Raw genomic sequence first — 21,302 nt, forward strand, 5'->3', positions numbered from 1 at the left:
CGGCTCCGGTTCCGGCTCCCCGCCGGAGCCGGAGCTGACCCCTCGTCCACACCGTCAAGGAGCGCCCATGTCCGCACCCACCGTCCCGGCTCCGGCCCAGGGTTTCCGGCCACGCCGGTACCTGATGTGCCCGCCGACCCACTTCGACGTGACGTACTCGATCAACCCGTGGATGGAGCCGGAGAAACCCACCGACGCCGCGCTGGCGGTCGCCCAGTGGGAGCGGCTGCGCAGCCTGCTCGTCGGCCTCGGCCACCGGGTGGACCTGATCGACCCCGAACCGGGGTTGCCGGACATGGTCTTCGCCGCCAACGGCGCCACCGTCGTCGACGGCCGGGTGCTCGCGGCCCGGTTCCGGCACCCGCAACGCGCCGCCGAGGCCCCCGCGTACGCGTCCTGGTTCCGGGACCGCGGTTACCAGGTGCACGAGGCGGCACACGTCAACGAGGGCGAGGGCGACTACCTGGTCACCGGCACGCGGATCCTGGCCGGCAGCGGATTCCGCACCGCCCCCGCGGCGCACGCCGAGGCGGAACGGGTGCTGGGCCGCCCGGTGGTGGGCCTGGAACTCGTCGACCCCCGCTTCTACCACCTGGACACCGCGCTGGCGGTGCTCACCGACGACGAGATCATGTACTACCCGGAGGCGTTCTCCGGGCGCAGTCGCGAACTCCTGGCCGAGCTCTACCCGGACGCGGTCACCGCCACCGAGGAGGACGCGCTCGTCTTCGGCCTCAACGCCGTCTCCGACGGCCGCCACGTGGTGCTGTCCGCGCAGGCGGTCGGGCTCGCCGACCGGCTGGCCCGCCGCGGCTACGTGCCCATCGGCGTCGACCTGTCGGAGCTGCTCAAGTCCGGCGGCGGCGCCAAGTGCTGCACGCTGGAGGTGCGGGACCGGTGAGCGCTCGCCCGATCAGCTACCACGGTCGGCGGTTCCGGCCGGTGGCCGACGGCACCGGCGAACACACCCGGGTCGCCCACTACTACCAGGACGACGACCTGCTCTGGGGCGAGTTCACCGGCGGTCACGCCCGCCGCGGCACGCTCGCCGGGCGCTGCCGGCCGGACGGTTCCCTCGACTTCGCCTACTGCATGGTCCTGGACGACGGCCGGATCGTCTCCGGCCAGTGTCACAGCACCCCGGAGATCCTGCCCGACGGCCGCATCCTGCTGCACGAGGTGTGGCAGCGGTTCGGAGCGCACGCCGACAGCGGCGTCTCTCGGATCGAGGAGATCCCCGCGGCCGACCCCTCCCTCACGACCCGAGGAGCACACCGATGACCTCGTCCCTGCCCGTCCTCACCGACGCGGGCGAACGCCCGCGCCGGGGCGGCACGGTGACCTGGGCCTGCGCGCCCGGATTCCCGCCGGCCGTGATCTTCCCCTTCACGCCCGCCGAACGGATGGGCACCCGCAACATCTACGAGTTCCAGATGCTGATGTACCGCCCGCTGTACTACTTCGGCAGCAAGGGTTCGCCGGACGTGGACTACGAGCAGAGCATCGGCGAGCCGCCGCAGTGGAGCGAGGACGGGCTGACCGTCCGCATCCGGGTCAAGCCGTGGAAGTGGTCCAACGGCGAGACGCTGTGCGCGGACAACGTGCTGTTCTGGGTGAACCTGATGAAGGTCAAGGGCGACCGGTACGGCGAGTACGTACCGGGCTACTTCCCCGACAACTGCACCGGCTACGGCAAGGACGGGGAGGACACCGTCTGGTTCACGTTCGACAAGCCGTACTCCCGCAAGTGGGTGCTGATGAACCAGCTCAGCACCATCACCCCGCTGCCGAGGGCGTGGGACCGCACCGCCGACGGGCCGGCCAACGCCTCCGGTGACCTGGCCGACGTGCCCGCGGTCTACGACTACCTGATGGCCGAGCAGGGCGACATCGTGGCGGAGACCAACGAGCACCGCACGCGCTGGGCGGACAGCCCGATCTGGAGCGTCGTCAGCGGTCCGTGGCGGCTGAAGAGCTACACCCTCGACGGGATCGTCACGTTCGTGCCGAACCAGCACTACTCCGGGCCCAACAAGCCGTACCTGGACGAGTTCCGACAGGTCCCGACGACGTCCGACGACGAGGAGTACCGGATGCTGCAGGCCGGCCCGCGCGGCCCGGACGCCATCCAGGTCGGCTACCTGCCGTTGAGCTTCACCACCGAACCGACCGACGACCCCACCCGCGGCGGGGCCAACCCGCTCGCCCCGGACTACCGCCTGGTGCCCCAGGTCGCCTTCTGCATCCGGTACTTCTGCCTCAACTACAACAACCCGACCGTCGCCGGGCGGATCTTCGCCCAGACCTACTTCCGCCAGGCACTGCAGTGCACGCTGGATCAGGACTCCGCGGTCCGCGACATCTACCACGGATACGCGTACCGCCAGAACGGACCGGTTCCGATGGTGCCGGCGACCGACCTGGTCTCGCCGCGGCAGCGTGCCGGCGCGTGGCCGCTGCCCTTCGACCCGGAGCGGGCCCGCCGCCTGCTGGCGGAGAACGGCTGGGACACCAGCACCACCCCGGCGGTGTGCGTCCGGCCGGGAACCGGCCCCGGTGAGGCCGGCGCCGGCATCCCCGCCGGCACCCGGCTCAGCGTGCTGCTGCGGTACGTGGAGGGCCGGCCGGCGCTGACCCGCCTGATGACGAAGTTCCAGCGGGACGCCGCGACCGCCGGTATCGAGATCCGCCTGGAGGAGGTGTACGGCTCGATCCTGGTCGCCGAGGACGCCCCCTGCGTACCGGGGCCGGACAACCCCTGCTTGTGGGAGATGTGCTGCTGGAACGGCGGTTGGGCGTACCACCACCCGACCGGCGAGATCCTCTTCGGCACCGACGCCGGCGGGAACTTCGGCCACTGGAGCGACCCGGTGACCGACGCGCTCATCGAGCGCACGGTGACCAGTGACGACCTCGAGGCGCTGTACGAGTACCAGGACCACATCGCCGAGCAGGTCCCGGTCATCTTCACCCCGAACTTCCCCATCCGCCTGTTCGAGGTCTCCAGCGACCTGCGGGGATTCGAGCCGATCAACCCGTTCGGAATGATCAATCCGGAGAACTGGTACTACGTCGACCACTGACCACCGGTGGACGTCGCACCCGCCGCGGTGGCATTGCGCCACCGCGGCCTCCTCCGGCCGCCTCCCGCGGTCCCGACCGAAAGGATTCCTGGTGGTCACACCGGTGGCACCGCTCGGCACCCATCAACTCCTGCTCTTCCTGCTCCAGGTGGGCCTGCTGCTGGGGGTGGCGATCCTGCTCGGCCGCGTCGCCGTCCGGCTCGGCATGCCGGCGCTGGTCGGCGAGCTGGCGGCCGGAGTCCTGCTCGGCCCGTCCGTGCTGGGCGCCGCCGCGCCGGCCTTCTCCGGGTGGCTGCTGCCTCCGCAGGCCGAGCAGTTGCACCTGCTGGACGCGGTGGGCCAGCTCGGTGTCCTGCTGCTGGTCGGCGTCACCGGAATGTACCTGGACGTCGGCCAGTTGCGCCGCGGCGGCACCGGCGCCGCGTGGGTCAGCACCGGCGGCCTCGTCGTCCCGCTCGCGCTCGGCGTCGGGCTGGGGCTCGCCCTGCCGGACGGCCTGCGGCCCGCCGGCGTCGAGCGGCCGGTGTTCGCGCTCTTCCTCGGGGTGGCGATGTGCGTGAGCGCCATCCCGGTGATCGCCAAGACGCTGTGGGAGATGCGGCTCCTGCACCGCGACATCGGCCACCTCATCATGAGCGCGGCCATCGTGGACGACGTGGTGGGCTGGCTGCTGCTCTCCGTCGCCTCGGCGCTCGCGGTGGGCAGCCTGGGCGGCGGTGACGTGGCTCTCGCGGCCACGAGCGTCGCCCTGGTCGTGCTCGCCGCCGTGCTGTGTCGACCGGTCATCAACGCGGTGCTGCGGCGGACGCAGCGCGCCGGGGAGCCGGGCCCGCTCGCCGCCACGGTCGTGGTGCTTGTCCTGCTGTTCGCCGCGGCCACCCATGCCCTGCACATCGAGCCGGTCTTCGGCGCCTTCGTCGCGGGCCTGGTCATCGGCAGTTGCCGGGACCTCGACCGGTCCGCGCTGGCACCGCTACGGGCGTTCGTGCTGAGCGTGCTGGCACCGCTGTTCTTCGCCACCGTCGGGCTCCGGATCGATCTGACCGCGCTGGCTCGGCCCGCCGTTCTCGGCGTCGCCCTGCTGGTGCTCGCCGTGGCCATCGTGGGCAAGTTCGGCGGCGCCTACGCCGGCGCCCGGATCGCCCGGCTGGGCCACTGGGAAGGGCTGGCCCTCGGCGCCGGTCTCAACGCGCGGGGCGTCATCGAGGTCATCGTCGCCATGGTCGGCCTGCGCCTCGGTGTGCTCGACACCGCCATGTTCACCGTCATCGTCCTGGTCGCCATCGTCACCTCGGTGATGGCACCGCCCTGCCTGCGGTACGCCGCCGCCCGCCTGCCCACCACGACGGCGGAGCGCCGCCGCGCCGAAGTCCTTCGCTGATCCTCGCCCGTCAGGAGTGACAATGCACACGACCGACGACCGTCCGCGGCTGCTGCTGGTGGCCAGCGGCATGCAGCCGTACCGGGAGTACCTGCTCTCCTCGATCGCCACCCGGTACCGGGTCCACCTCTTCCACACCGCCGAGCCCACCTGGGAACGTCCCCACCTCGACGGCTGGACCGTCCTCGACTCCACAATCGACGGCCTCGCGATGGCGACAGCCGCCCGGCGGCTGCACGCGCAGACGCCGTTCGCCGGTGTGCTCTGCTGGGACGAGGGGCGCATCCACGCCACCTCCTACGTCGCCGAGGAGCTGGGCTGCCGCAACGGTGACCCGATGGTGGTCTGGCGGCTGCGGGACAAGGCACAGACCCGGGAGGCGCTCGACGCGGCCGGCGTGCCGCAGCCGCGCTCGGTGCCGGTGCGCACCGAGCGGGAGGCGCTCGTGGCGGCCGACATGATCGGGTACCCGGTCGTCCTCAAGCCCCGCGGGCTCGGCGCCAGCCTCGGCGTGGTCCGGGTCGAGGACCCCGACGGGCTGCGCCGGTACTTCCCGTTCACCCGGGACACCACCGCGCCGGACCCGGTCCACTACAGCACTGACGCGCCGGTCCTGGTCGAGGAGTGCGTCACCGGGGAGGAGATCAGCGTCGACGCGGTGGTGACCGACGGTCGGGTGGTTCCACTGTTCGTCGCCCGCAAGATCGTGGGCTACCCGCCGTACGCCGAGGAGGTGGGCCATCTGGTGGACGCGGCCGACCCGTTGCTGCACGACGACGCGTTCCGCGATCTGCTCCAGCGCACGCATGCCGGCCTTGGTTTCCGGGACGGCTGCACGCACACGGAGTACATGCTGTGCGAGGACGGCCCCCGCCTGATCGAGGTCAACGGGCGGCTGGGCGGCGACATGATCCCGTACCTCGGGATGCTGGCGACCGGCCTGGACCCGGGCCTGATCGCGGCCGCGGCCGCGTGCGGCGCTCCACCCGGGACCACGCCCGACCGGCGGCGGGTGGCCGGGGTGAGCTTCTTCTACGTCGACACCGACGACACCACGATCGGGTCGGTGACGATCGACCGCGCGCACCTGCCGGAGGCGGTGGACCGGGCGGTGACCCTTGTGGAACCCGGCCAGGTGGTCTCGCCACCGCCGAAGGGCACGGTGTGGGGCCGGATCGCGTACGTCACCGCGGTGGCCGACACCGTGCAGGAGTGCCGGGCCGCCCTGGAGACGGCGGCCAAGGCCGTGCACTACGCCGAAGGCGGAATCCGCCGATGACCGGGACCGGGGACTTCGACTTTCTCTTCGGCGACTGGCACGTGCACAACCGCCGGCTGCGGCGCCGCCTGGTCGGCAGCGCGGACTGGGACGAGTTCGCGGCGAGCGCCGCCTGCCGGCCGCTGTTCGGCGGAGCCGCAAACGTCGACGAGATCGCCTTCCCGACGCTCGGGGTCCGCGGGCTGACGCTGCGGCTGTTCGATCCCGAGCGCCGGCAGTGGCGACTGCACTGGACGACCGACGCCAGCGGGGTGCTGTTCCCGCCCGTGGTGGGCGCGTTCACCGACGGAGTGGGCCGGTTCTTCGGTGACGACACCGAGGCCGGCGTGCCGGTCCGGGTCCGCTTCGTCTGGGACCGGATCACGGCCGGCTCGGCCCGCTGGCGGCAGGCGTTCTCAGTCGACGGTGGCCGTCGGTGGGAGACGAACTGGGTGATGGAGTTGACCCGGCGGTGACCACGACACGGACACCGGCGGGCTGCAGTAGGATCGATAAGCGTGACTGAGCTGGCCTCCCGACTTCCGGCCCTGGGCGGGGTGCCCGCCGACTACCGTCACCGGCCGAAGCGGGCCGAGCCGGGGCCGCCCCTGTTGCTCGACGACGCCTGCCTGAAGTGGTACGACGTGCACGGTGCCGGGGAGAGCGTCCCGGTCACCGTGCGCGCGGCCGCCCGCGACTTCATCCGGCGGCAGGCCGCCGAGGGCGGGCTGGACCTCTCCGGGGCGCTCGGGTTCGCCATCCTGCACCGGTGCGACGGCGACGTGTACTACCTGGACGTCTGCACCTGGCGGCACGCGAACGAACTGTGGGAGTCGGTGTACGTCGCCGACCCGGCCGCCGGCGGGACGTTCCGCCGGCACGGCTCCACCGGGCACGTGGAGGTCGGCTGCGTGTGGGAGCTGGGGGTGGTGCGGCACGAGGTCGAGGCATGGGACGTGTTTCTCGGCTCGGTACGCGACGACGCCGCCAAGCTCGCCTACCTCACCGACCAGCTCACCGGGCCGGTCTGACCGTCAGGCCCGCCCCGGCCGGGTGCTCTCGCGGCGAGCGACGTGCGGGGGCACCGGCGTACCGGCCGGCAGCGCCGGGTCGGGCACCGGCGCCCCGAACCGGGTGAGCACCGGCAGCTCCCCGGCCCACCGGCCGGGCACGGCGTCCGCGCTGTCCGCGTCGTCCGGCGGGCCGCTGCGAACCTTCACCGAGGCCTCGTCCAGGGACAGCGCCCACAGGCGGGTGGCCGCCAGCTCCCGGCGATCGGGCTGCCGGGCGTAGTCCCACTGCCCCGGTGCGACGTGCTCGGTCAGCAGCCGTAGCGCCGCGATCTTCTCGCCGATGTCCGTGACGTCGCGCGGCCGGCCGTAGATCACCGCGCTGCGGTAGTTGACGGAGTGCTCGAAGACCGAGCGGGCGAGGACGATGCCGTCGAGCACCGTGACGGTGACGCAGACCGTCTCCGGTGGACCGGCCAGCGACCGGCTGGCGACCGACCCGTGCAGGTAGAGGCTTGTGTCGTCGTACCCGTAGACGGTGGGAACCACCATCGGTGCGCCCTCCACGACCACCCCGAGATGGCACACGAAACCGGCGGCGAGAACGTCGAGCAGGTCCTCCCGCCGGCTCCGCCCCTTCTCCCGGCCGCGCCGCAGGCGGGTCCGGGGCGTGCCGGACAGCGGCGGCCGGGCCGGGTCGCTCACCGGACGCCCTTCCGGCCGGGTGCCGGGCGGTCGGGCGCCGCCAGCCCTCGCCGGCTCAGCTCGGCCGCCGCCACCCCCCGGGGCACCGCCATGCACCAGGCGTCGAGGACCAACTCGTCGAGCTCGTCGGGCTCCAGTGCGGCGAGCCGCACCTGGGCCCAGTTGTACCGTTCGTCGGAGCGCACCGGCATGAAGAACCTGTCCGGCTGGGCCTCGATCAACGCGGCCCGTTCCGCCTTGGGGAAGGCGAACCCCATGGTCGTCTCGTCCGGTGCGATCGACAGGTAGACGATCCGGCCGACCTTGAACTTGACCCGGTCCCGCACGAGCGCCTCGTGCGTACGCGGCAACGCCAACGCCAGAGCGCGCACGTCGTCAGCGGTGACCATCGACCACGGCCTTCCCCGTCGGCTCCCACGACCCGCTCAGCCTACCGCGCCGCCCGGAACCAGAGCGGTCACCGCGTCGTGCGCCGGCAGCAGCGCGTTTCGATAGTCGACGATCATCGCCGTCACCGGCTGCTCGTAGTTGTCGAGCCATTCCTGGCTCGCGTACAACCGCTGGGACAGTTCCAGTCGCTGCTGGACCGAGTCGAAGACCCGGACCAGGTAGTAGCCGTCCTCGTCGTCGACGAGCGGGCCGCAGGCGAGCACGGTGAACCCGTACCGGCGCATCATCGGCACCGTGCCCTCGCGGCTGATCCGGTCGAACTCGTCCCGCGTACCGGGCTGCACGCGGAACAGCCGGATCTCCAGCAGTTTGCGGTCGGTCATGGTCATGGACTCCCTTCGGTGGAACGTGGGCGGGCGTCGGTCACTTGACGCGGCGTCCGGCCTTCCAGACACCGGTGATGTGCTCCGGCTTGGCCAGCACGCCGATGTCGGCAAGCGGGTCGGCGTCGAGGGTGATGACATCGGCGTCGTAGCCCTCGACGAGTTGACCCGAGCGGGGCGCCTGCGGGCCGAGGGTGGCCGGGGCCGCGGCCGTGGCCGCCTCGATCGCCTCGAGCGGGGAGAACCCGATCTCCGCCAGCAGCGGCAGCTCGCGGCCGTTGCGGCCCCACGAGTCGGGCAGGTCGGCGCCGGTGAGGGCGACGTCGGTGCCGGCGGCGATCCGGACGCCGTTCTCCTGGGCGATCGCGATCGCCTCGGCGTGCCGGTCCACGATCGCCTCCAGCTTGCGCAGGGCGTACGGGGGCACCGCGCGGCTGTCGATCAGCTCCTGCATGATCGTGCGGGTGGTGACGAGGATCGCCCCCGTCTCCCGCATCGCCGCCGCCACCTCCTCGTCGAGGAAGGTGCCGTGCTCGATGGTGCGCACGCCGGCCTCGATCGCGGCCATCATGCCGGGCTTGCCGTGACAGTGCGCCGCGACGACCCGGTCCGCGAGGCCGGCGACCTCGACGATCGCGCGCAGCTCCGCGTCGGTGAACTGCTGGTGGATGGGGTGGTCGACCTCGGACAGGACGCCGCCGGAGGCGTAGACCTTGATCACTTTGGCGTTGCGGCGCAGCTGCTCGCGCACCGCGCGCACGCACTCGGCCACGCCGTCGGCCAGCCGCAGCTCGCCGCCGTGCCGGGCGAAGTCCTTCATCCAGGCCAGCGGGTAGCTGTGCAGGTCGCCGTGGCCGCCGGTGGTGGACAGGGCGCAGCCGGCGGCGTACACCGACGGGCCGACGACGGTGCCCTCCTCGATGGCGCGGGCCAGGTCGAGGCCCAGCCCGCCCACCTCGCGGACCGAGGTGACGCCGGCGTCGAGCGCGGCCCGCAGGTCGGTGACCGTCCGGGCGGCACGCAGGGCAACCGGCTCCTGCGGCAGCATCCCGACGTCGGCGGAGCGTAGTCCCATGAAGTGAACGTGCGCGTCCCACAGCCCGGGCATCACGGTGTGCGCCCGGCTGTGCCGCGCCTCCGGCACGTCGGGTGCGCCCGCCGCCGGGCCGGCGTACCGGATCGTCGCGTCGTCGAGGACGACCACGGCATCGGCGACCGGGTCGCCCCGCCCGGGAATCAACTGATCTGCCTCAATGCGCTCAATCATCTCTCCATGGAATCGCAACGACGTCCCGGCCGATACTCCCCGGCGCGCATTTCCATGTAATGCTGACCGCCTACAAACGACGTTTACCGCCCCGCGCCCGCCGGCCCGCCCCGGCACCCACTTGTCAGCTCTCAAGCGGGCTCCACCAGCACTTTCCTGCAGCCGGGGACGTATCCCGTCAATGGCTGGCGTAAATCCTACGCCAATTGCCAGGCCTTCCGGGCAGCGGAAAGATTCGACCGACGTACCCCCTTTATCGAGGAGGCAGGGATGCCGAGTTTGACCCGCGTCGAGGCCGCCGCGCGCAGCAGCAGCCTGCGTGTCCGGTCGTACCACGTCGAGCTGGATCTGACCGGCGACGACGAGACCTTCCGCTCCCGGACGCGGATCGCCTTCGACTCCACCGGCCTACCGACCTTCGTGGACCTCAAGCCGCACCGGGTGCACGCGGTACGGCTCAACGGCGTGCCGGTGGACACCGGGGCCCTGCACGACGGCCGCCTGCCGGTCCAACCCCGTCCCGGGGAGAACGTGCTCGACGTCGACGCGGACATGGCGTACTCCCGCGAGTGCGAGGGCCTGCACCGGTACGTCGACCCGGCGGACGGGCAGGTGTACGTCTACGCGTTCGTCTACGTCGACAACGCGCCGCGGGTGTTCGCCTGCTTCGACCAGCCGGATCTCAAGGCGCCGTACACCTTCGGGCTGCGCACCCCGGCCGACTGGCAGGTGCTCGGCACCAGCCCGGCCACCCGGACCGGGCCGCAGCAGTGGGTGCTGGCCGAGAGCGCTCCGCAGGCGAGCTACCTCACCACCGTGCTCGCCGGCCCCTACCGTTCCTTCCACGCCGAGCACGACGGCGTACGCCTGGGCCTGCACTGCCGTGACTCGCTCGGCGACGCCCTCAAGGGCGACGTCGACGAACTCTTCGAGATCACCCGGCAGTGCCTGGACGCCTACCGCGACCTGTTCGGTGTCCCCTACCCCTACGACAAGCTCGACCAGGTCTTCGCACCGGAGTTCAGCGTCCTGTCACTGGACCACCCGAGCTGCATCCTGCTGCGCGAGCAGTACCTGTTCCGGTCCACCGCCACCGACAGCGAGCGGGAGACCCGCGCCGTCGTCCTGGCGCACGGCATCTCGCTGATGTGGATGGCCGGCCTGGTCACCAGCGGCTGGTGGGACGACCTGTGGCTCGGCCAGGCCTTCGCCGACTACATGGCCCACCGGATCACCAGCGAGGCCACCCGCTTCCCGGGGCCGCCGACCACCTTCGCCGCCCGGCGCAAGGGGCAGGCGTACGTCGCCGACCAGCGCCCCTCCACCCACCCGGTGGCGATCGACGGCGCGGACGTGCAGAGCGCCCTGCTGGACCTCGACCGGATCTCCTACTTCAAGGGGCACTCGGTCATCCGCCAGCTGGCCACCTGGCTCGGCGACGACGCCCTGCGGGCCGGGCTGCGGTTGTACTTCGCCCGGCACGCCCACGGCACAGCCACCTTCGCGGACTTCCTCTCGGCCCTGACCGCGGCGACCGGCAGGGACCTCGACGACTGGGCGCGGCGCTGGTTCCGCACCGCGAACGTCACCACCCTGCACTCGGAGATCGAGGTGGCCGACGGTCGGATCGTCCGGGCGGCGGTCCGGCAGACCGCGCCGGACAGTCACCCGGTGCTGCGTCCGCACACCGTCGACATCGGCCTGTACGACGGCGACGGCGTACGCCGGGTGCGCGCGCAGGTCGACGGCGCGCGCACCGAGATTCCGGAGCTGGCCGGGGCGCCCGCGCCGCGGTTCGTGCTGCTCAACGACGGCGACCTCACCTACGCCAAGATCCGGTTCGACCCGGTCTCGCTGGCCGCGCTGCCCACGGTCCTGCCGACGCTGGACCCGATCAACCGGGCGATGGTCTGGTGCAATCTGCTCCTCGCGGTCGCCGACGGCGCGTTCCCGGCCGACGCCCACCTCGATCTGGTGACCCGGATGGTGGCGGTCGAGACGGAGCTGTCGATCCTCGCCGAGGTGCTGGAGCAGGCGCGCAACGACGTCGCGGACCGGTTCCTGCACCCGACCCGGCGGGCGGCGGCCATGCGGACGGTCGCGGCGGCGCTGCGCCGCCGCCTGGCCGCACTCGCGCCCGGCGACGAACGGCAGGTGACCCTGTTCCGGGCGCTCGTCGACTTCAGCGACGACGCGGCGGAGCTGAGCGGTTGGCTGGCCGGCTCCGGCACGCCCGCCGGCCTCGTGGTCGAGGCGGAGCTGGCGTGGCGGATCCGTCACCGGCTGGCCGTGCTCGGCGCGCTGGACGCCGAGGGCATCGACCGCGCGCTGGCCGCCGACCCTGGCGGTGACAGCGCCGCCGCTGCCGCCCGCTGCCACGCCGCCCGGCCCGACGCGGCGGCGAAGGCGGCGGCCTGGGAGACGATCACCCGGGACACCTCGGTGTCCAGCTACCGGCTGTGGGCGCTGGCCGAGGGCTTCTGGCAGCCCGAGCAGGACGAGCTGACCGCTCCGTACGTGGCCCGGTTCTTCGCCGAGGCGCCGGCGCTCGCCCGGCTGCGCGGCGACCTCGTGCTGGACCTGCTGCTGCGCTTCCTCTACCCGCGTTACGCCGCCAGCGCTCCGACGCTGGCCGCCGCGGAGAAGCTGCTGGCGCACGGGGAGCTTCCGGTGCCGCTGCGGCGGCGGGTGGTGGACTTCACCGACGACCTGCGCCGGGCGGTCCAGGCACGCGCGGTCAGCGCCGGCGCGGCCGCGATCTGGGGACGGTGACGATGCGGATCACGGTCGTCGGCGCCGGTCTCGCGGGGGCCCTGCTGGCCTGGCGGCTGTGCCACCTACGGCCCGGGGCGCGGCTCACCCTGGTCACCGGTCCGTCGCGGCCGGACGCCACCGGGGCGTCCGGCGGACTGGTCCGCGCCTTCGAAGCCGGACCGGACGAGGCCGAGGCCGCCGCGCGGAGCATGGCCGAGCTGGTCGCGAGTCCGGTGCTGCGCCGCTGGAGCGACTACCGGGAGATCGGCTCGGCCTACCTGCTGCCGGGCCCTGCCGACGCCCGGGCGCTGCGGTGGGCCGAGGAGCTGCTGCCGGGCTCGGTGGCGCTGCGGGAGGGCGCGGCCCTCGCCCGCGCGCTCCCGGTCCGGCGGTTGCCCGCCGGCGTGGTGGCGGTACTGGAGCGGCGGGCGGGGTTCCTGTCCCCCGCGCGGTTGCGGGACCGGGTGCTGGCGGACCTGGCGTCCGGCGGAACGCGGATCAGCGCCGTGCCGGCGTGCCGGGTCGCACCGGACGGCTCGGTACGTACCCGTGACGGGGCGACCACGGCCGCGGACGTCACGGTGGTCGCCGCCGGTGCCTGGACGCCGGCGTTGCTGGCCGCGTCCGGCCTGGCGGCGCCGGCTCTGCGCACGAAGCAGATCCAGTACACCCGTTGCCGCCTGCGGCTACCCGGCCTCGGCGCGTTCGTCGACGAGACGACCGGCCTGTACGGTCGCCCCGCGGACGCCGGCACCTTCCTGTTCGGCCTGCCCTGCGACCGGTGGGATGTCGCACCGGACGCGGTGACGCCCGACCGGCCGCTGGTCGGGCAGGTGGTGCGGGAGGTACGGCGACGGTTCGGGGTGGAACCGGCGGCGGACGGGACGGTCGCGTCGTTCGACTGCTACGCGGACCACGGCGGGCTGCGGCTGCGCCCGGCCGGCGACACCGGCCGGCTGTTCACGTTCACCGGCGGCAGTGGCGGCGCCGCGAAGACGGCCCTGGCGGCAAGCCACCGCGCGGCGCTCGCCCTGCCCGGCTGACCGGCCGCCGTCCCCGGGTCGGCTGCTCGCCGGCCCGGGGACGGCGGCGTCAGGGCCGGGCGTCGAACGACCGGGCCAGACCGGTCTGGTACGCGAACGACACCAGCTGCGCACGGTCCTTCAGCTGCAGCTTGCAGCGCAGCCGGTAGAGATGTGTCCGCACCGTCGCGACGCTGATGAACAGCTTGCGCGCGATCTCGTCCGCCGACATTCCCTGTGCGGTGAGCAGGAGGATCTCACGCTCCCGCCCGGTGAGGTTGTTGGCCACCGCCGGGTAGGGCACCCCGACCGGGTCGTTGCTGCTGCGGAACCAGTCCAGCATCCGCCGTGCGACCGGCGGGCCGAGCATGGCGTGACCGCTGGCCACCGCCCGGATCGCGATGAGCAGCTCCTCCCTGCTGGCGTCCTCCGCCAGCAGCCCGTTGGCTCCCGCCCGGACCAGATCGACCATCGAGTCCTCGAGCTCGCCCAACGCGTACACCACGACCGGCGGATGCGGCTCCGCCCCGCCCTCGCGGAGTCGCTGGAGGAACTCGCTGCCGCTCATGTCCTTCAGGCGCAGGCCGGTGAGCAGGACGTCCGGCTGGCTGTCCCGGACCAGCTCCACCGCCTCCGCACCGCTGCCGGTCCCCCCGATGACCTCGACATCGGACTCACCCTCGAGAAGTGTTCGTAGGCCATCACTGACCAACGTCCGCTCGTCGCAGATCAACACACGCAACGACACCCGCGCCTCCCCAGCTTCCTTGCCGTCAACGGTCGGGTACCCGAGTGGGCACACGCCGTCCGCTGCGCGTGCCGGACGCCACGCGCGGCGCCCTTAATGCTCCGTCCCGGAATGCCGTGACTGTCTGCAAGTTGCACACATACTTTGTGTAGTCAGCCGGACAAAGGCTCACCGTCAATGACAAGATGGACATGTAGATTAGCTAAAATCCCGTGAGTCGGAAGATCCAATCCGCTGCATTCCACATCCTGGGACCACCGGTGCGGCAATTACCGTCGGTAAATCGGCATCACTATTACGTTTATCGATGTTGTACGACTTGTTGGGCGGTTCGTCCAACGGTTCTGACATTCCGCCACCCAACGGCGTTTACGCAATACCTGCAGCCGATAGCCGGCGGGCGGTCGGGGTCGCCGGGTACCTACCGGCCGGGAAGCCAGTCGTTACGAGACGGCGCGGGGACGGGTGTCGACCGCCGTCGGTGGCGATTCCCGGAGCCCTCTCGACCCCGCGCGAGCAGGGAAGTCGCACCGCACGTGGCCGACCGTCGACCAACCGGGCGGTAGGCGGGCGGACAACCGGCCACGAGCCCGGTTCAGGTCACCCGGGCGGCCGCACGGGCGCCGGCAGCCAACCGATGAACAATTGACGAAACGGGCGCCGGGACGTCCAAGAATATCGACCGAACAATTGGTCACGCCTGTTCATCGGGGGGCGAGCCCGGGCATTGTACTCAGCAGGAGAGCAAAAGCAATACCACAGCGATACCGGGCTAACCGGTGCCAGTCCGCCAAACAATGTCGAGCGGGCGCATCCCGCACCTGCTCGACGAGCGTCCCGGACGGTCGGGCCACCCCCGACGGCCGCGGCGGCGTCCACCGACCGGTCCCGGCCGCGCCTACGCCGGGACCGGTCCGCCCGCCCCGGTCAGCGGGCCGCCAGCGGCTGCGCGGCCGGGTCCACCGGAGCCGGCAGCGATCCCGTGCCACCCAGGTACGCGTGGATCGCGGCGGCGGCTGCCCGGCCCTCGGCGATCGCCCACACGATCAGCGACGCGCCCCGGTGCATGTCACCGGCGACGAAGACGCCGTCCACCCCGGTCCGCCAGTCCGGTCGGGCGTCGACCGCCCCGCGCGCGTTGCGCACCACCCCGAGCTGGCCGAGCAGCGGCTGCTCCTCGGTGCCGTCGAAACCGATCGCCAGCAGCACCAGGTCGGCCGGGAGTTCGCGCTCGGTGCCCGGCAGCGGGGTGACGATGCGCCGGCCGTTCCGCTTCTCCACGGTCACCTCGGCGACGCGGACCGCCCGCACCGCGCCCGTGCCGTCGTCGACGAACTCCTGCACGGCGACGGCGAACACCCGCTCCCCGCCCTCCTCGTGCGCCGGGTACTCGCGCAGGATCCACGGCCAGGTCGGCCACGGGTCCCGGGCCTCGTCCCGGCCGCGCGGCGGCTGCGGGTAGAGGTCGAGCTGGTGCACGCCGGCCGCGCCCTGCCGGTGGGCGACGCCCAGGCAGTCCGCGGCGGTGTCGCCGCCACCGATGATGACGACGTGCCTGCCCGCCGCGTCGATCGGCGTGCCGTCGGGGAGCACGGCGAGGGCCGGCCGGCCCTCCCCCGCCGCGGCCACCACCCGGTTGGCGGCGACCAGATGCTCCATCGCCTGGTGGACACCGCGCAGCGCCCGGCCCGGCGTCTCCGGCGCGTCCCGACCGGCGAGGGCGCCGCAGGCCAGCAGCACCGCGTCGTGCTCCGCGCGCAACTGCTCGGCGGTCACGTCGACGCCGACGTTCACCCCGGCCCGGAAGCGCACCCCCTCCGCGGCCAGCTGCGCCAGCCGCCGGTCGATGTGGCGCTTCTCCAGCTTGAAGTCCGGGATGCCGTACCGGAGCAGGCCGCCCAGGGCGTCGTCGCGTTCGTACACGGTGACCGCGTGACCGGCGCGGGCCAGTTGCTGCGCGGCGGCGAGCCCGGCGGGGCCGGAGCCGACCACGGCGACCGAACGGCCGGTCGGCGGCGGCACCGGGCGCGGCCGCAACCCGCCGCGGGCCACCGCCGCGTCGGCGATCTCCACCTCGACCTGCTTGATGGTGACCGGCTGCTGGCCGCCAAGGCCGAGTACGCAGGCCGCCTCGCAGGGCGCCGGGCAGAGCCGGCCGGTGAACTCCGGGAAGTTGTTGGTGGCGTGCAGCGACTCCACCGCGGCGTCCCAGTTGCCGGTGCGGACCAGGTCGTTCCAGTCCGGGATGCGGTTGCCCAGCGGGCAGCCGTCGTGGCAGAACGGGATGCCGCAGTCCATGCAGCGGGTCGCCTGCTCGCGGATCAGCTCCTCGCCCGCCGGCGGGTACACCTCGCGCCAGTCCATGATCCGCACCGGCACCGGCCGGCGGGCGGGCAGCCGCCGGTCGTAGCGCAGGAAACCGTTCGGGTCAGGCACGAGCCACCTCCTGGGCGACCACCCGCGGGGCGGGCGGCATGGACGCAGCGGCGGGCGCCGCCGGGGCGGCGGGCGCCGCCAGCGCACTCATCACCGCGTCGTCGACGTCGTGGCCGGCGGCTTCGGCGGCCCGCATGATCTCCAGCACCCGGCGGTAGTCCCGGGGCACCACGGCGGTGAACTCCTCCACCGCCTCCGGCCAGCGCTTGAGCAGGTCCTCGGCGACCGCCGAGTCGGTCTCGGCGAAGTGCCGCTGGACCAGCTCGTGCAGCGTCGCCCGCTCCTCCTCGCGCAGCGGCGCCAAGTCGACCAGCTCGGTGTTGACAAGCCGCCGGTCCAGCCGCCAGAGGAACGCGGTGCCGCCGGACATGCCGGCGGCGAAGTTGCGCCCGGTCGGGCCGAGCACGACGACGGTCCCACCGGTCATGTACTCACAGCCGTGGTCACCGACACCCTCGACAACGGCCACCGCGCCCGAGTTGCGGACCGCGAACCGCTCCCCCACCCGGCCGCGCAGGAACACCTCACCCGACGTCGCGCCGTACAGGATGGTGTTGCCGGCGATGATCTGGTCCTCCGCCCGCGCGCCCCGCGCGGCGTCGGCGTCCACGAACGGCGCCGCCTCGTCCGGTCGGACCACCAGCCGGCCACCGGAGAGGCCCTTGCCGACGTAGTCGTTGGCGTCCCCGTGCAGCCGCAGGGTCACCCCGCGCGGCAGGAACGCGCCGAACGACTGCCCGGCCGTGCCGCGCAGGTCGAACTCGATGGTGTCGGCGGGCAGGCCGGCGCCGCCGTGGCGGCGGGTCACCTCGCCGCCGAGCATCGCGCCGACGCTGCGGTGCTCGTTGCGCACCGGCACCTCCACCCGCACGTGCGTGCCGTCGCGCAGGGCCGGCCCGGCAAGCGCGATCAGCTCGTTGTCCAGCGCCAGGTCAAGGCCGTGGTCCTGGGCGCGTACGCCGCGGCGGGCCGCGCCCTCGGGCAGCTCCGGCAGGTGCAGCACCGGGCCCAGGTCGAGGCCGGCGGCCTTCCAGTGGTCGACCGCCGGGGTGACGTCGAGCAGTTCGGTCCGGCCGATCGCCTCGTCGATCGAGCGCAGGCCCAGCTCGGCCAGGTACCCCCGGACCTCCTCGGCGAGGAAGAGGAAGAAGTTCTCCACGAACTCCGGCCGGCCGGTGAACCGCTCGCGCAGCACCGGGTTCTGCGTCGCGATGCCCACCGGACACGTGTCCAGGTGGCAGACCCGCATCATCACGCAGCCCTCGACGATCAGCGGTGCGGTGGCGAAGCCGAACTCCTCGGCGCCCAGCAGCGCCGCGATCAGCACGTCCCGGCCCGTCTTGAGCTGGCCGTCGACCTGGACGGTGACCCGGTCGCGGAGCTTGTTGAGCAGCAGCGTCTGCTGGGCCTCGGCCAGGCCCAGCTCCCACGGCGTGCCGGCGTGCTTCAGCGAGTTCAGCGGGGACGCGCCGGTGCCGCCGTCGTGACCGGAGATGAGGATGACGTCGGCCTTGAGCTTGGCCACGCCCGCCGCGACCGTGCCCACGCCGACCTCGCTGACCAGCTTGACGTGCACCCGCGCGGACGGGTTCACGCACTTGAGGTCGTGCACCAGCTGGGCCAGGTCCTCGATGGAGTAGATGTCGTGGTGCGGCGGCGGAGAGATCAGGCCGACGCCCGGGGTGGCGTGCCGGGTACGGGCGATCCACGGCCAGACCTTGTTGCCCGGCAGCTGGCCGCCCTCGCCGGGCTTGGCGCCCTGGGCCATCTTGATCTGGATGTCGTCGGCGTTGACCAGGTACTCGGAGGTCACCCCGAACCGGCCGCTGGCGATCTGCTTGACCGCGGACCGGCGGGCCGGGTCGTAGAGCCGCTCCACGTCCTCGCCGCCCTCACCGGTGTTGGACTTGCCACCGAGGCGGTTCATCGCGATCGCGAGGGTCTCGTGCGCCTCCGCCGAGATCGACCCGTACGACATGGCGCCGGTGGCGAACCGCTTGACGATCTCGGCGGCCGGTTCGACCTCCTCGACCGGCACCGGCGGGCGCACCCCGGTGCGCAGCGTGAACAGGCCGCGCAACGAACCCGCCTGCGCGGCCAGCTCGTCGACCTTGGCGGTGTACCTGCGGAAGACGTCGTACTGGCGGCTGCGGGTGGCGTGCTGGAGCAGGAAGACCGTCTCCGGGTTGAACAGGTGCAGCTCACCTTCACGGCGCCACTGGTACTCGCCGCCGACCTCCAGCCCGTCGGTCGCCGCCGCCCCCGGCGCCGGCCAGGCCCGGGAGTGCCGGGCGGCCACCTCAGCGTGGATCTCGGCCAGCCCGATGCCGCCGATCTTGCTGGGGGTGCCCCGGAAGTAGCGCTCGACGAGGCGGGCGTCCAGCCCGACCGCCTCGAAGACCTGGGCGCCGCAGTACGACGACACGGTCGAGATGCCCATCTTGGACATGATCTTCAGGACACCCTTGCCGAGCGCCTTGACGTAGTTCCGGATCGCGGTGGCGGGCTCGACGCCGACCAGCGCGCCCGTGGAGATCATGTCCTCCACCGACTCGAACGCCAGGTACGGGTTGACCGCCGCCGCGCCGTACCCGATAAGCACCGCCGCGTGGTGCACCTCCCGGCAGTCGCCGGACTCGACGATCAGCGCCACCTGGGTCCGGGTCTGCTCGCGGACCAGGTGCTGGTGCACCGCGGCGGTGAGCAGCAGCGACGGGATCGGAGCCAGGTCGGCGTTGGAGTCCCGGTCGGAGAGCACCAGGATGCGCACGCCGTCCTCGATGGCCTCGGAGACGTGCCGGCAGATCTCGGTCAGCCGCGCCTTGATGCCCGCGCCGCCCTCCCGGATCCGATACAGCCCGGAGACCCGGACCGCCTTGAAACCAGGCAGGTCCCCGTCCTCGTCGATGGAGAGGATCTTGGCCAGCTCGTCGTTGTCGATCACCGGGTACGGCAGCACGATCTGGCGACAGCTGGCCGGGCCCGGATCGAGCAGGTTGCCCTCCGGCCCGATGGTGGACTGCAGGCTGGTCACCAACTCCTCCCGGATGGCGTCCAGCGGCGGGTTCGTCACCTGGGCGAAGAGCTGGTGGAAGTAGTCGTAGAGCAGCCGCGGCCGGGTCGACAGCGGGGAGATCGGCGTGTCGGTGCCCATCGAGCCGATCGGCTCGGCGCCGGCCCGGGCCATCGGCGCGAGCAGGATCTTCAGCTCCTCCTCGGTGTAGCCGAAGGTCTGCTGCCGGCGGCGCACCGAGTCGTGGGTGTAGACGATGTGCTCGCGGGCCGGCAGGTCGGTCAGGTCGATGAGGCCGGCGTGCAGCCAGTCCTGGTACGGCTGCGCCGCGGCCAGCTCCGTCTTGATCTCGTCGTCGTGCACGATCCGCCCGCCGACGGTGTCGACCAGGAACATCTTCCCCGGCTGGAGCCGGCCCTTGGCGACCACGGTGGCCGGGTCCAGGTCGAGGACGCCGGCCTCGCTGCCGAGCACGACCAGCCCGTCGGAGGTCTGCCACCAGCGACCGGGGCGCAGGCCGTTGCGGTCCAGCACGGCGCCGACGATCTCGCCGTCGGTGAACGCCACCGACGCCGGCCCGTCCCACGGCTCCATCAGGCTGGCGTGGAACCGGTAGAAGGCGCGCTTGTCGGCGCGCATGTCGGGGTCGTTCTCCCACGCCTCGGGGATCATCATCAGCACCGCGTGTGGCAGGCTCCGGCCGGCGAGGTGCAGCAGCTCGAGCACCTCGTCGAAGTTCGCCGAGTCGGACGCGGCCGGGGTGCAGACCGGGAAGATCCGGCGGATGTTGCCGGGCAGGTGCCAGCCGGCTCCGCCGGCTGCCGGCAGCGGGGCCGTGAGCATCGACTCTCTCGCCTGCATCCAGTTCCGGTTGCCGCGAATGGTGTTGATCTCGCCGTTGTGGGCGATGAAGCGGTACGGGTGCGCCAGCGGCCAGGACGGGAAGGTGTTCGTGGAGAAGCGGGAGTGCACGAGCGCGATCGCGCTCCGGACCCGCTCGTCGGTCAGCTCCGGGTAGAACTCCGGCAGCTGGTCCGGCGTGAGCATCCCCTTCCAGACCATCGTGCGACCGGACAGCGACGGGAAGTACGCCGGCACGCCACGCTCGGCCGACTCCCGCTCGGCCTGCTTGCGTACGCAGAACGCCACCCGCTCCAGCTCGATGCCGCCCAGCCGGGACCCGGCCGGCCCGGCCGGCGAGTCGGTGAGCCGGTGCGCGGCGAGGAAGAGCTGCCGGACCCGGGGCATCGCCGCCACGGCCGTCTCGCCGAGGCCGGACGGGTCGACCGGCACGTCCCGCCAGCCGAGCAGGTCGGCGCCCTCGACCAGCGCGTACTTCTCCACCACCCGGCGGGCGCGCGCCTCGCCCCCGTCGTCGTCCGGCAGGAAGACCAACCCGGTCGCGTACTCCCCGGCCGGCGGCAGCGGGAAGTCCACCACCGCGCGCAGGAACGCGTCCGGCACCTGCATCATGATCCCCGCGCCGTCGCCGGTGTTCGGCTCCGCGCCCCGGGCGCCCCGGTGATCCAGCCGGCAGAGGGCGGCGAGGCCGTTCGCCACCACCCCGTGCGACCGCCGGCCGTGCAGATCCGCCACGAAGGCCACACCGCACGCGTCGTGCTCGTGCGCGGGGTCGTAGAGCCCGGCCGGGGGCGCACCGGGGCCGAGGTGGGGGACCTGCTGGGCGCTGTTGTGCGGGTACGGAAAGGCCACCGGGCCTCCTGTCGTCACTCAGGTTGGATCTCGGTGGGGACGACGTCGGCCCTCAAGGGTCATTTGAGTCTACGTTAGGGGGGTCCGCGCAAGGCCAGTGCAGATTGATCACACCTTCCAGACTGTGAGACGTGTAGTC

General features: G+C 72.6%; 16 protein-coding genes. 9 read left to right on the plus strand and 7 right to left on the minus strand.

The features are described from left to right. Nucleotides 1–67 precede the first annotated feature (67 nt). The 7 genes from ddaH (at nt 68) to ABTW87_RS25765 (ending at nt 6,753) form a co-directional block, all read left to right on the plus strand. Complete coding sequence (ddaH, locus tag ABTW87_RS25735; RefSeq protein ID WP_350653537.1) at nt 68–901, plus strand: dimethylargininase; 834 nt, start codon at nt 68–70, stop codon at nt 899–901. Beyond that, on the plus strand, nt 898–1,281 hold the full coding sequence (locus tag ABTW87_RS25740; protein WP_350653539.1) for an avidin-fold protein: 384 nt from the start codon (nt 898–900) through the stop codon (nt 1,279–1,281). Before ddaH ends, ABTW87_RS25740 begins: the two co-directional genes overlap by 4 nt. Further along, nucleotides 1,278–3,083, plus strand: a complete 1,806-nt coding sequence (locus tag ABTW87_RS25745; RefSeq protein ID WP_350653540.1) for an ABC transporter substrate-binding protein — start codon at nt 1,278–1,280, stop codon at nt 3,081–3,083. Before ABTW87_RS25740 ends, ABTW87_RS25745 begins: the two co-directional genes overlap by 4 nt. A gap of 91 nt (nt 3,084–3,174) precedes the next feature. Then, on the plus strand, nt 3,175–4,464 hold the full coding sequence (locus ABTW87_RS25750; RefSeq protein ID WP_350653542.1) for a cation:proton antiporter: 1,290 nt from the start codon (nt 3,175–3,177) through the stop codon (nt 4,462–4,464). A gap of 22 nt (nt 4,465–4,486) precedes the next feature. Further along, a complete protein-coding gene (locus tag ABTW87_RS25755; RefSeq protein ID WP_350653543.1) occupies nt 4,487–5,743 on the plus strand; it encodes an ATP-grasp domain-containing protein in 1,257 nt (418 codons plus the stop codon). Further along, the gene (locus ABTW87_RS25760; protein WP_350653544.1) at nt 5,740–6,198 is read left to right on the plus strand and encodes a cupredoxin domain-containing protein; all 459 of its coding nucleotides are present in this window, start codon (nt 5,740–5,742) and stop codon (nt 6,196–6,198) included. Before ABTW87_RS25755 ends, ABTW87_RS25760 begins: the two co-directional genes overlap by 4 nt. A gap of 42 nt (nt 6,199–6,240) precedes the next feature. Further along, on the plus strand, nt 6,241–6,753 hold the full coding sequence (locus ABTW87_RS25765; RefSeq protein ID WP_350653546.1) for a hypothetical protein: 513 nt from the start codon (nt 6,241–6,243) through the stop codon (nt 6,751–6,753). Between the two features lie 3 nt (nt 6,754–6,756). Here ABTW87_RS25765 and ABTW87_RS25770 read toward each other — a convergent pair whose 3' ends face one another. The 4 genes from ABTW87_RS25770 to ABTW87_RS25785 are packed head-to-tail and all read right to left on the minus strand — an operon-like array spanning nt 6,757 to nt 9,477. Next, entirely contained in the window at nt 6,757–7,437 is a 681-nt protein-coding gene (locus tag ABTW87_RS25770; RefSeq protein WP_350653547.1) for a pyridoxamine 5'-phosphate oxidase family protein, read from the minus strand. After that, entirely contained in the window at nt 7,434–7,826 is a 393-nt protein-coding gene (locus ABTW87_RS25775; protein ID WP_350653548.1) for an MmcQ/YjbR family DNA-binding protein, read from the minus strand. Before ABTW87_RS25775 ends, ABTW87_RS25770 begins: the two co-directional genes overlap by 4 nt. 36 nt (nt 7,827–7,862) lie before the next feature. Then, a complete protein-coding gene (locus tag ABTW87_RS25780) occupies nt 7,863–8,216 on the minus strand; it encodes an NIPSNAP family protein (protein WP_350653550.1) in 354 nt (117 codons plus the stop codon). Nucleotides 8,217–8,250: 34 nt separating this feature from the next. Beyond that, complete coding sequence (locus ABTW87_RS25785; RefSeq protein WP_350653552.1) at nt 8,251–9,477, minus strand: metal-dependent hydrolase family protein; 1,227 nt, start codon at nt 9,475–9,477, stop codon at nt 8,251–8,253. A gap of 270 nt (nt 9,478–9,747) precedes the next feature. Between ABTW87_RS25785 and pepN the strand changes: the two genes are divergently transcribed. Next, nucleotides 9,748–12,249 carry an aminopeptidase N gene (gene pepN / locus ABTW87_RS25790; protein WP_350653554.1) on the plus strand — a complete coding sequence of 834 codons (2,502 nt, stop codon included), beginning with the start codon at nt 9,748–9,750 and terminating at the stop codon, nt 12,247–12,249. Further along, nucleotides 12,246–13,274, plus strand: coding sequence for an FAD-dependent oxidoreductase (locus ABTW87_RS25795; protein WP_350653556.1), 1,029 nt, complete (start codon nt 12,246–12,248; stop codon nt 13,272–13,274). The genes pepN and ABTW87_RS25795 overlap by 4 nt, the downstream gene beginning before the upstream one ends. Nucleotides 13,275–13,323: 49 nt before the next feature. Here ABTW87_RS25795 and ABTW87_RS25800 read toward each other — a convergent pair whose 3' ends face one another. The 3 genes from ABTW87_RS25800 to gltB all read right to left on the minus strand — a co-directional run bounded on the left by ABTW87_RS25800 (nt 13,324) and on the right by gltB (nt 21,163). Next, the gene (locus ABTW87_RS25800; protein ID WP_350653558.1) at nt 13,324–14,001 is read right to left on the minus strand and encodes a response regulator; all 678 of its coding nucleotides are present in this window, start codon (nt 13,999–14,001) and stop codon (nt 13,324–13,326) included. 927 nt (nt 14,002–14,928) lie between these two features. Further along, nucleotides 14,929–16,437 carry a glutamate synthase subunit beta gene (locus tag ABTW87_RS25805; protein ID WP_350653560.1) on the minus strand — a complete coding sequence of 503 codons (1,509 nt, stop codon included), beginning with the start codon at nt 16,435–16,437 and terminating at the stop codon, nt 14,929–14,931. Next, entirely contained in the window at nt 16,430–21,163 is a 4,734-nt protein-coding gene (gltB, locus tag ABTW87_RS25810; protein WP_350653562.1) for a glutamate synthase large subunit, read from the minus strand. The genes ABTW87_RS25805 and gltB overlap by 8 nt, the downstream gene beginning before the upstream one ends. Nucleotides 21,164–21,302 lie beyond the last annotated feature (139 nt).

Origin of the sequence: Micromonospora sp. NPDC126480 (assembly GCF_040302465.1) — a bacterium.
In the GTDB taxonomy this organism is placed as follows: domain Bacteria; phylum Actinomycetota; class Actinomycetes; order Mycobacteriales; family Micromonosporaceae; genus Micromonospora.

Coding starts and splice junctions, on each gene's coding strand:
- ddaH (WP_350653537.1), top strand. CDS start 68: ATGTCCGCACCCACCGTCCCGGCTCCGGCCCAGGGTTTCCGGCCACGC.
- ABTW87_RS25745 (WP_350653540.1), top strand. CDS start 1,278: ATGACCTCGTCCCTGCCCGTCCTCACCGACGCGGGCGAACGCCCGCGC.
- ABTW87_RS25755 (WP_350653543.1), top strand. CDS start 4,487: ATGCACACGACCGACGACCGTCCGCGGCTGCTGCTGGTGGCCAGCGGC.
- ABTW87_RS25760 (WP_350653544.1), top strand. CDS start 5,740: ATGACCGGGACCGGGGACTTCGACTTTCTCTTCGGCGACTGGCACGTG.
- ABTW87_RS25775 (WP_350653548.1), bottom strand. CDS start 7,826: ATGGTCACCGCTGACGACGTGCGCGCTCTGGCGTTGGCGTTGCCGCGT.
- ABTW87_RS25780 (WP_350653550.1), bottom strand. CDS start 8,216: ATGACCATGACCGACCGCAAACTGCTGGAGATCCGGCTGTTCCGCGTG.
- ABTW87_RS25785 (WP_350653552.1), bottom strand. CDS start 9,477: ATGATTGAGCGCATTGAGGCAGATCAGTTGATTCCCGGGCGGGGCGAC.
- pepN (WP_350653554.1), top strand. CDS start 9,748: ATGCCGAGTTTGACCCGCGTCGAGGCCGCCGCGCGCAGCAGCAGCCTG.